This window comes from Methylibium sp. (assembly GCF_013817365.1).
GTDB lineage: Bacteria > Pseudomonadota > Gammaproteobacteria > Burkholderiales > Burkholderiaceae_C > Methylibium.
Window position 1 is genome coordinate 1 of sequence record NZ_JACDCU010000097.1, and the last position, 10658, is coordinate 10658.

8 protein-coding genes and 1 pseudogene are annotated in these 10658 nt (G+C 67.3%); 6 read left to right on the forward strand and 3 right to left on the reverse strand.

Translation table 11 applies throughout. From position 1 onward, the window contains the following. From H0W38_RS08215 to H0W38_RS08240, 6 genes and pseudogenes are all read left to right on the forward strand, one after another. A partial coding sequence (locus H0W38_RS08215; protein WP_292452776.1) for an ATP-binding protein occupies positions 1 to 653 on the forward strand: 653 nt, incomplete at its 5' end. A 260-nt stretch (positions 654 to 913) separates the two neighbouring features. After that, a complete protein-coding gene (locus tag H0W38_RS08220) occupies positions 914 to 2392 on the forward strand; it encodes an efflux transporter outer membrane subunit (protein ID WP_292452778.1) in 1479 nt (492 codons plus the stop codon). Next, positions 2389 to 3504 carry an efflux RND transporter periplasmic adaptor subunit gene (locus H0W38_RS08225; protein WP_292452780.1) on the forward strand — a complete coding sequence of 372 codons (1116 nt, stop codon included), beginning with the start codon at positions 2389 to 2391 and terminating at the stop codon, positions 3502 to 3504. The genes H0W38_RS08220 and H0W38_RS08225 overlap by 4 nt, the downstream gene beginning before the upstream one ends. Positions 3505 to 3557: 53 nt before the next feature. Beyond that, a pseudogene (locus H0W38_RS08230) lies at positions 3558 to 6670 on the forward strand (efflux RND transporter permease subunit). Next, positions 6667 to 7353 (forward strand): DUF3313 family protein, encoded by a 687-nt coding sequence (locus tag H0W38_RS08235; RefSeq protein ID WP_292452782.1) that lies wholly within the window; start codon positions 6667 to 6669, stop codon positions 7351 to 7353. Before H0W38_RS08230 ends, H0W38_RS08235 begins: the two are co-directional and overlap by 4 nt. A 55-nt stretch (positions 7354 to 7408) precedes the next feature. After that, a complete protein-coding gene (locus H0W38_RS08240) occupies positions 7409 to 7681 on the forward strand; it encodes an EF-hand domain-containing protein (RefSeq protein ID WP_292452784.1) in 273 nt (90 codons plus the stop codon). A 195-nt stretch (positions 7682 to 7876) separates the two neighbouring features. On the opposite strand, the gene H0W38_RS08245 is transcribed toward H0W38_RS08240, so the two are convergent. The 3 genes from H0W38_RS08245 to H0W38_RS08255 all read right to left on the reverse strand — a co-directional run. Continuing rightward, positions 7877 to 9697 (reverse strand): ABC transporter substrate-binding protein, encoded by a 1821-nt coding sequence (locus H0W38_RS08245; RefSeq protein ID WP_292452785.1) that lies wholly within the window; start codon positions 9695 to 9697, stop codon positions 7877 to 7879. 91 nt (positions 9698 to 9788) lie between these two features. Beyond that, positions 9789 to 10097 carry a DUF2160 domain-containing protein gene (locus H0W38_RS08250; protein ID WP_292452787.1) on the reverse strand — a complete coding sequence of 103 codons (309 nt, stop codon included), beginning with the start codon at positions 10095 to 10097 and terminating at the stop codon, positions 9789 to 9791. A 26-nt stretch (positions 10098 to 10123) separates the two neighbouring features. Continuing rightward, positions 10124 to 10658 (reverse strand): carbohydrate ABC transporter permease (locus H0W38_RS08255; RefSeq protein ID WP_292452789.1); only part of this gene is annotated, 535 nt, incomplete at its 5' end.

Genomic DNA, 10658 nt, shown 5'->3' on the forward strand with positions numbered 1-10658 from the left:
TCGATCGCTACGAGCGAGAGCGCGCCGTCCTGCTTGGTGGCGTGTCGCACGATCTGCGCAGTCCGCTCGCGCGTATCCGGCTCGCGGCGGAGTTGCTGCCAGACACGGCAGGCGGTCAGGCCGCGGTGGCCTCCATTGTTCGAAACGTCGACCATCTCGATCGCCTGATAGAGAGTTTTCTAGACTACGTGCGTGCCAGCGAGCTGTCGATGGACGAGGACGTCGACCTGGCCGTGCTGGCCCGTCATGCCGCAGCGCAGTTCGAGTGCGCTTCGGAGGATCTTGTCGTCGTCGCCCCGCACACCTTGAGCTTGCCGCGTGCCAATGCGCTGCTGCTCGAACGCCTGATGGCCAACCTGATCGACAACGCCCTCAAGCACGGTCGGCCCCCGGTAAGCCTGACGCTGAGCGCCTTGCCCGGCTGCGGCAGCGTGTGCATCGTGGTCGAAGACGCCGGCGAGGGCATCGCGCCGCACGCCGCCTTGCACCTGCAGGAAGCGTTCGCACGCGGCGACGGCAGCCGGGGCCTGCCGGGCACCGGCCTGGGACTGGCCATCGTCCGGCAGGTCGTGACCCGGCTCGGCGGTGAGTTGTCGTTCGACCGGTCGGCTGAGCGACAGCATGTGCGCGTGACACTGCCGCGCACCCTCTGATCCGCCTGCGCGCGAACCACCCGGCACGGCCGGGCCGCGATTCGACCAAGTCCGAGCCGATTGCGACGTCACTGTCGCAAAACGTCGCATCACGCTGAAGAGGATGCCGGTGTTGCCTCCTACGATGGATCGAAACCAGCCGGGTGATGACCGGTATGTCGATTCGCCCGCCCATGCCTCGTCAATACGCCCCGAAGTGTTCACTCGTCTCGCCATCGACCTTCGGAGTTCAGCCCTCGCGCGCGTACCGCCGCAGCCCGTTGAGCAGTGCCTGTGCAGGTTCGCGCAGCCACTGGCTGTGGGCGGCAGGCGCCTTGTTGTCCCAACTGGCCTGCACCACGGTGGGCCCGGACTTCGAGGCGCCTGAGGCGGCCTTGCAGCCTGCTTGGTCCTCGTCGAGTGCCGCAACAGCGGCGCCCATCACGAGCGATGACTCGGACGCGTTCTGGGCCAGCTTCAAGGATCCGGTCCTGCTGAGCCTGCTGCGTCGTGCCGAGGCCCAGAGCCTCACGCTGCAAAGCGCCGCCAAGCAGGTCGAACAGGCTCAGGCCATCGTTCGGACGACGCAGGCGACGGCACGCCCTAACGTCCAACTCAACGTGGACAGCAGTTATGCACAGCCCGACTTCGCCTCTAGGCTCAGGGGAACGAACGACGGCACCACAACCGACCAGGCCTTGGGCCAGGTTTCGTGGGAGATCGACTTCTGGGGCAAGCAGCGCCGCGCCCTGGAAGCCGACCTCGCCACGCTGCAGGGCACTCGGGCGGCCCAGGCGGCGGCGCGGCTGTCACTGAAAGCCAGCGTCGCCAGTGCCTACTGCAACGTGCGCCTGTACGAGCGCCGATTGGCCGTGGCGCAGGCGAACTTGTTGCAGCAGGCGGAGAACATGCGCGTTGCCGAGGCCCGTTATCGCCTTGGCGCTTCTTCAGAGCTGGACTGGCGGCAGGCCCAAACCCAGTACGCCCAGACCCAGGCGCAAGTGCCGGTGCTGCGCAGCTCGCTGGCAGAGTTCCAGCGCAGCGTGAGCGTGCTCCTGGGCGAAACGCCCGACACCTTCGCGCGAACCCAGCCGTCCGCGGCGGCTCTGCCGGCCGTGCCGCTGGCTGTGGCACGCGGGGCGCCAGTGGACCTGTTGCGCCGCCGACCCGATGTGCAGCAGGCCGAGATGACGGCAGCGGCGCAGTCGGCCCGCATCGGGCAGGCGCAGGCGGCGCTGTACCCGTCGTTCTCGTTGTCCGGCTCATTCGGCTATTCGACGACAGCGGGTCTCGGTGAGCTGTTCCGGTGGGACAGCCGGGCGCTGAGCGCCGGTGCCGGCCTCGTGCTGCCCATCTTCGACCGCGGCCGCCTGACGAGCCAGGTGCTCGTGCAGGACAGCCTGTTCGCCCAGGCCGTGCTGGCCTATCAGAACCAGGTGCTCCAGGCACAGCAGGAAGTCGAGGATGCGCTGGGCTCGGTCGCTGCCTACAGTGCGCAAACGCAAGATCTGCAGGCGGCCGACGCCGCGGCCACGCGCAGCGCCGAGCTGGCGATGACGCGCTACCGCGCCGGACAGACCGACTACACCACAGTCAGCAGCGCCGAGCAGGCGCGGCTGCAGACGTCCGATTCGCTGGTCCAGGCACAGGGCGCGCTGCTGCAGGCCCACATCAGCACCTGGCGGGCGCTCGGCGGGGGCGGGACGATGTCGCCCGCGGTCAGCCACGCGCTGCAAACCGAACCCCTGGCCGGGCCGTGAAGAAGCGCCCCAGCCTGTCGCTCGCTGCGTGGTGTCTGTGCGGCCTGCTTGCTGCATGCGGCGGGGACTCGCCATCGACCGCGCCCCCTGCCGCTGCGGTCGTCGTCGAGGTGAGTACCGTCGAAGCCGCCCGCATTCAGGACGTGCTGGCGCTCGACGGCATGGTGGCTCCGAGCCGCAGCGTGGACCTGATGGCGCGCGTGGCAGGTGTGCTGGAGGCCGTGCACTTCAAGGATGGCGATGCAGTGCGGCGCGGCCAACTGCTGTTTTCCATCGAGGATGCCGGCTACGTCGAACAGGTCAAGCTCAATCAGGCCCGCCTTGATCAAAGCCGCAGCGACTACCGGCGTCAGGTCGCCCTGTTGAAGGAAAACGCCAGCTCGCAGGCCAGCGTGGACGTGGCGCTGTCGAACCTGCGACAAGCCGAGGCGAACCTGCGGCTGGCGCAGATCAGCCTGGGCTACACGCAGATCCGTGCCCCATTCGACGGCGTGATGGGCCGCCACCTGGTGGACGCCGGCAACTACGTGGGGGCCACGTCCGGTGGCACGACGCTGGGCACCGCGATGCAGATCAGCCCGGCCTACGTGAATGCGGCAATCGGCGAGCGCGACGCGCTGCGTTTGCGCGAAAAGGCTGTGGCCGCCGGTCGTAGCGCCGCCGCGCGCGAGCGCGGTGACGTGGCGGTTCGCGTGAAGCTGCAGAACGAGGACGAGGCCAGCGAAAGCGGGGTGCTCGACTTCATCGACCGCCAGCTCGCGCAGGGCACCGGCACGATCGCCGTGCGTGGGCGCTTCGCCAATGAACGGCGACATCTGGTGCCGGGCTTCTACGCCCGCTTGATCATCGATCTCGGAGAGCCGCGCAGTGCGGTACTGATACCCCGTACGGCGGTGCTGGGCGACCAGCAGGGCGAGTTCGTCTACGTGGTGGACGAGGCGCGGATCGCGCGCCGCAGGGCTGTCAGCACCGTGGCCGCCAGCGACGAGCGCCGGGAGATCGTGCGCGGCCTCGCCGCGGGCGAACGACTCGTGGTGCTGGGCCAGGCCAAGCTCGGCGATGGGCAGGCGGTTCTGTTCGGACCGGCCGGCCGGAGCGGGGTCACGCAGTGATCGCGCAGTTCTTCATCGAGCGGCCGGTCATGGCCAACGTTCTCGCCATCCTGATGCTGCTGCTGGGCTCGGTCGCGCTGCTGGGCCTGCCGGTGGCTCAGTACCCCCAGCTCACGCCGCCCACCGTCCAGGTCTCGGCCACCTATCCCGGCGCCAATGCCAAGGCGGTGCAGGAAGTGGTGGCGCGCGCCATCGAGCAGCAGGTCAACGGGGTGGAGGGCATGCTGTACATGCAGTCCAACTCGTCCAACGACGGTCGCTACGTGCTGACCGTGAGCTTCGCCGTGGGCACCGACGCGGACTTGGCCCAGGTGGCCGTGCAGAACCGCGTCGCCATCGCGCTGCCGCTGCTGCCCAGTGCAGTGCAGCAGCAGGGTGTGGTGACCAAGAAGAAGTCCACCGCCATCCTGCAGATCGTGACGCTCACCTCCCGCGATCCGGCGCACGACGGTCTGTTCCTCAGCAACTTTGCCAACCTGCAGTTGCGCGACCGGCTGGCCCGCTTGCCCGGGGTGGCCGACGTCACCGTTTTCGGCGTGGGCGCCTACAGCATGCGCATCTGGCTCGACGCGGCGCAGATGCGCCAGCGCGGCCTGAATCCGTCGAACGTGATCAGCGTGGTGAGCAAGCAGAGCCAGCGGGTCGGCGCCGGGCAGATCGGCATGCCGCCGGCGGCGCCGGGGCAGCAGCAGCAGCTCACCATCACGGTGGACAGCCCCTTGTCCAGTGCTCAAGAGTTCGGCGAGCTCATCGTGGCCACGGCGCAGGACGGCAGCGTCACGCGGCTGCGCGATGTCGCGCGGATCGAGTTGGGCAGCCAGAACTACACCAAGCTTTCACCTTCGACGGCAAACCGGTCGGCGGCATTGCCATCTACCAGTTGCCGGAAGCGAACGCGCTCGACACCGCCGAAGCCGTGCGCACCGAGATGACCCGCCTGGCGGCGCAGTTCCCCAAGGGCTTGCGCCACGACGTGCCCCTGGACACCACGGTCTTCGTCACCGCCTCGATCGATGAGGTCTACAAGACGCTGCTGGAAGCCGGCGTGCTGGTGCTGCTGGTGATCCTCGTGTTCCTTCAGGACTGGCGGGCGACGCTGGTACCCGCCACCACCGTGCCCATCACCGTCATCGGCGCTTTCGCGGCGATGGCGGCACTGGGTTTCAGCATCAACCTCCTGACCTTGTTCGCCATCGTGCTGTGCATCGGCATCGTGGTGGACGACGCCATCGTGGTCGTCGAAGGCGTTTCCCAGCACATGGCCGAGGGCATGCCGCCGCGCGAGGCGGCGGCGGCCGCGAAGCACGAGCTGCTGGGGCCCATCATCGGCATCACGCTGGTGCTGACGGCGGTGTTCCTGCCGGCGGCCTTCATCCCCGGCATCACGGGACAGATGTACCGGCAGTTCGCGCTCGTGATCGCGGCCACCGCGGTGCTGTCGGGCATCAACGCCATCACGCTCAAGCCCACGCAGTCGGCACAGTACCTGCGGCCGCACGACCCAGGCCGCCGGCGCAATGCCTTCACGCGCGGCTTCAACGCGGTGTACGGCCGCACCGAGGCGGGCTACATCCGCCTGATCCGTGCCTTGCTGGCGCATCGCTGGGCCAGTGCCGCCGTGGCGATGGTGCTGATTGCGGCGGCCGGTGCGGGTTTCCTGCGCATTCCCACCGGCTTCATTCCCACCGAGGACCAGGGTTACGTGATGGTGGCCCTGCAGCTGCCCGACGCCGCTTCGCTGCAGCGCACGGAGCGCGCGGTGCAGCAGATGGTGGACGCAGGGCTCGCGCTGCCGGGTGTGAACCATGCCATCGCCATCGGCGGTGGTTCGCCGCTGGACGGCAACGCACCGCTGCCCAATGCGGGGCTGGTGTACTTCGTGCTGAAAGACTGGGCCGAGCGGGGCAAGAGCCCGGGACAAGACCTGCTGAGCATCTACGAGCGACTCAACGAACAGCTGGCTCGCATGCCCGAGGCCACAGGCCTGGTGCTGGTGCCGCCGCCAATCAACGGCCTCGGTTTGTCGGGTGGATTCCAGATGCAACTGCTGCTGACCGATGGCAGCGGCGACTACACCCGCCTGGGCGAAGCCGCCGATGCGCTGGTGTCTGCCGCCAGTGCCGACCCGCGCATCCAGCGGGTGTTCACGCCGCTGCGCGTGGCCGTGCCGCAGGTCAAGCTGGAACTTAACCGCGCGCGGGCCGAGGCACTGGGCGTGTCCATCGGCGACGCTTACGACGCCCTGCAAAGCTATCTCGGCGCCAGCTACGTCAGCCAGTTCTCGAAGTACGGCCAGAACTACACCGTGTTCGTGCAGGCCGATCAGGCGTTCCGCGCGGACATCCGGGCCATCGGTCAGCTCACCGTGCGCAGTCGTTCAGGCGTCATGGTGCCGATCAATGCCTTTGCGCATTTCTCCGACACCACGGGCCCGGCCGTGGCATCGCAATACAACCTGATGCCCACGGCGGCGGTGGTGGGCGCGGCCAACACCGGCTTCAGCTCCGGCGAGGCGCTGGAACTGATGGAGGGGCTGGCGGCGAAGGTACTGCCGCCCGGCGTGAGCTACGAATGGACGGCCATGTCCTACCAGGAGAAGCTGGTCGGCGGCAGCGTGGGACTGGTCTTCGGGCTCGCGCTCTTGCTGGTGTACCTGGTGCTGGCGGGTCAGTACGAATCCTGGTGGACACCGCTGCCGGTGGTGCTGGCGGTGCCGCTGTCGCTGGTGGGCACGGTGTCGGTGCTGCTCGCCGTGGGCCTGCCCAACAACATCTACGTGCAGATCGGCCTGGTGCTGCTGATTGCCTTGTCGGCCAAGAACGCGATCCTGATCGTCGAGGTGGCGCACGAACTGCACCGGCACGGGATGGATGTGGCCGAGGCCGCGTTGGAAGGGTCGCGCCGGCGGTTCCGCCCCATCCTGATGACGTCCTTCGCCTTCATCCTCGGCGTGGTGCCGTTGCTCTTGAGCAGTGGCGCAGGGGCCGCTGCGCGCAAGTCCATCGGCATCACCGTCTTCTCGGGCATGTTGGCATCCACGGTACTCGCGGTGGCGTTCGTGCCGGTGTTCTTTCTCATCGTCGAGCAATGGCAGGAGCGGCGCCGCGTCCGCCCGGCCCGGTCGAATGCAGCCACCACTTCCCAACCCCTCGGAGAGACACCATGAAACGCATCCATGCGGCCGCCCTTTGCTTTGCCGTGCTGATGACCGGCTCGCTCGCCGGCTGCCAGACCGCCAAGCCTTCGGCGCAGCCGCAGCCCGAAGGTTCGGGCTTCTTGAGCGACTATGGCCGGCTCGCCAAGGAAGGCTCGCTGCGCAATCGCCACCTGGCTTACGCCGACCCTTCCGGGGGGACGCGAAAGGTGCAGACCCTCCATTTGTTGCCGGTGGTGCGCTTTCCGGCGCGTGCGGCGTTCGACGGCGTCGACGAGGCAGTGGTGGCCGACGTACTGACCTACGTCGAGCAGCGGCTGCGTGCGCAACTGAGCGGCCGGGTCGTCCTTGCCAAAGCCCCCGAAGCGGCGGACGTCACGCTGCAAGTGGCGCTCACCGGCATGGCGGCACAGCCCGAAGGCAAGACCGCGCTGGACCTGGTGCCCTTGCGACTCATTACCGCCCCCATCAAAAACATGGCATGGGGCAAGGCGCTGGAAGCGGCCGCGACGCTGGAGCTGCGCGTGGTGGACGCCAGGTCGGCGAAGGTGCTGCGCGAGGCGCTGTACCAAGTGGCCGGCGAAGGCATCGGCCGTGCCGACAGCGGGACGACCCGCGTGACTCTCGATTCCCTGAAGCCCGCGCTCGATAGCTGGGTCGCAGGCGTTGCCGATCAGGTAGCACCCCGGCCCTGACACACCCCCTCTGTTCCCCATCCCTGTTCCCCAACCCTTAACCCAAGGAGATTTCATGAAACGTGCCGCTTCCCGTTCCCTGCTCGCCGGCTCCGCTGTCTTCGCGTTGATGACCAGTGCCACCGCGTTTGCCCAGGGGGCCCACGCCGAGCAACTGGAAGAACGCTTCACCGCTGCCGACAAGGACGGCGACGGCAAGCTCACGCTCGAAGAAGCGAAGGCCGGCATGCCGCGCGTCGCCAAAGGCTTCAGCCGGATCGACAAGGACAAGAACGGCCACATCACGCTGGATGAGCTGAAGGTGGCAATGTCCTCAAGGGGGGAGTGACGAATCGCTCTGTTCCGTCTCCGATGCCAAATCTTCCGTCCTGACTCCTGTTCCCTGCGTGCACTGAGAACGGCGCAGCGAAACCCTTCGGTCGTGGAAAAGCCGCCCGAAGGCGGCCTTTGCCGTGGAACGAGCATCGACAGCGTCAACGATCGACGCGGCGGGCTCGACGGCTCACTCCGCGTGCCCGTCGACTCACCGCACGCGCCCTTCCTTCCATGCGCCGAGCAGCTTTTCATACGCGATCGTCTGGCCATCGGGCTTCTCGTTGGCCAGCTTCTTCCACGGCGCGCCCTCGTCGCTCAGGTACTTGGCCGGGTCGCCCTTCGGGTTGAGCTTGGGCGCGCACTTGGCCATGCCCGCGCGCTCCAGCCGGGCCATCACTTCGTCCATCTCCTCGGCCAGCGTGTCCATCGCGCCCTGCGGCGTCTTCTCGCCCGTGACTGCCTGCGCCACGTTTTTCCACCACAACTGCGCGAGCTTGGGGTAGTCGGGCACGTTGGTGCCGGTGGGCGTCCAGGCCACGCGCGCCGGGCTGCGGTAGAACTCGACCAGACCGCCGAGCTTGGGCGCCATGTCGGTCATGGCCTGGCTCTGGATGTCGCTCTCGCGGATGGGCGTGAGGCCGACGATGGTCTTCTTGAGCGACGTGGTCTTGGCGGTGATGAACTGCGCGTACAGCCAGGCTGCGGCCGTCTTGTTCGGGTCGTGGTCGGCGAAGAAGGTCCACGAGCCGACGTCCTGGTAGCCGTTCTGCATGCCCTCCTTCCAGTACGGCCCGTTCGGTCCCGGTGCCATGCGCCACTTCGGCGTGCCGTCCTCGTTGACCACCGGCAGGCCGGGCTTGACCATGTCGGCCGTGAAGGCCGTGTACCAGAAGATCTGCTGCGCGATCTGGCCCTGCGCGGGGACGGGGCCGGACTCGCCGAAGGTCATGCCGGTGGCCTCCTTGGGCGCGTACTCCTTCATCCAGTCGACGTACTTGGTCAGCGCGTAGACGGCGGCCGGCGAGTTGGTAGCGCCGCCGCGCGAGACGGAGGCCCCGACCGGCGTGCACTTGTCGTCGGCCACGCGGATGCCCCATTCATCGACCGGCATGCCGTTCGGGATGCCGACGTCGGCCGTGCCGGCCATCGATAGCCACGCATCGGTGAAGCGCCAGCCGAGCGAAGGATCCTTCTTGCCGTAGTCCATGTGGCCGTAGATCGGCTTGCCGTCGATCTGCTTGACGTCCTTGCTGAAGAAGGCGGCAATGTCTTCGTAGGCGCTCCAGTTCAGCGGCACGCCGAGGTCGTAGCCGTACTTGGCCTTGAACTGCTCCTGCAGTTCCTTGCGCGCGAACAGGTCGGCGCGGAACCAGTAGAGGTTGGCGAACTGCTGGTCGGGCAGCTGGTAGAGCTTGCCGTCCGGCGCGGTGGTGAAGCTGGTGCCGATGAAGTCCTTGATGTCCAGGCCGGGGTTGGTGTAGGCCTTGCCGGCGCCGGCCATGTAGTCGGTGAGGTTGAGGATCTTGCCGTAGCGGTAGTGCGTGCCGATGAGGTCGGAGTCGCTGATCCAGCCGTCGTAGATGCTCTTGCCCGACTGCATCGAGGTCTGGAGCTTTTCGACCACGTCGCCTTCCTGGATGAGGTCGTGCTTCACCGTGATCCCGGTGATCTCGCCGAAGGCCTTGGCCAGCGTCTTGGATTCGTACTCGTGCGTGGTGATGGTTTCCGAGACGACCGAGATCTCGTTGACGCCCAGCGCCTTGAGCTTGGCGGCGGCGTCGGCAAACCACTTCAGCTCGGCGGCCTGCTGCTCCTTGCTCAAGGTCGAGGGCTGGAACTCGCTGTCGATCCAGCGCTGGGCGGCGTCGCCCGTGGCCGCCGTCGCGGGCGTGGTGGAGGGTGGTGCCCCGGGGGTCTGCGTCGCCGTCGGGGACGCCGGCGCCGGGACGGGCACGGCCTCCTCCTTCTTGCCGCAGGCCGCCAGGACCAGCGCGGCTGCGGCGGCCATCACGGTGTACTTGAGATTCATCGTCGGTCTCCTCTTTGTTCGCTTCCCCGTCTGCATCCAGATGGATCGGCCCCGGGGAAGTGGGTGGGCCGCATCTCTTGCCGAATCCTGTTCAGCCTCTTCTCATCACGAAGGCGAGTGCCGCCATCGACAGCACGAAGCCGAACCACACGCTCGGCTCGCTTTGCAGCGAGAGCCACTCCATCAGGTGGCCCGACAGGGCCAGGAAGGCGAGGTTGATGTAGGCCGCGCCCAAGAGGCCGATGAAGAGCCGGTCGCCGCGCGTGGTCGCCATCGGCAGGAAGCCCTTGCGTTCCACCGTGGGCGACTTGATCTCCCACAGCGTCATGCCGGCGAGCATGAGCACGATGCAGGTGAAAAACACCGCCACCGGGAGGGTCCAGGCCATCCAGTTGAACATTTGCATATCTCCTGTCTTCGCTTCGCTCAGACTCTTCCCATGGCGAAACCCTTGGCGATGTAGTGCCGCACGAACCAGATCACGATCGCGCCCGGCACGATGGTCAGCGTGCCGGCCGCGGCGAGCACGGCCCAGTCCATGCCGGAGGCGCTGACGGTTCGCGTCATCGTCGCGACGATGGGCTTGGCGTTCACGCTGGTCAGCGTGCGCGCCAACAGCAGTTCGACCCAGCTGAACATGAAGCAGAAGAAGGCCGCCACGCCCACGCCCGACTTGATGAGCGGGATGAAGATGGTGAGGAAGAAGCGCGGGAACGAGTAGCCGTCGATGTAGGCCGTCTCGTCGATCTCGCGCGGCACGCCGCTCATGAAGCCCTCGAGGATCCACACCGCCAGCGGCACGTTGAACACCAGATGCGCCAGCGCGACGGCCAAGTGCGTGTCCATGAGCCCGAGCGTCGAATAGAGCTGGAAGAAGGGCAGCAGGAACACCGCCGGCGGCGTCATGCGGTTGGTGAGCAGCCAGAAGAAGACGTGCTTGTCGCCGAGGAAACGGTAGCGC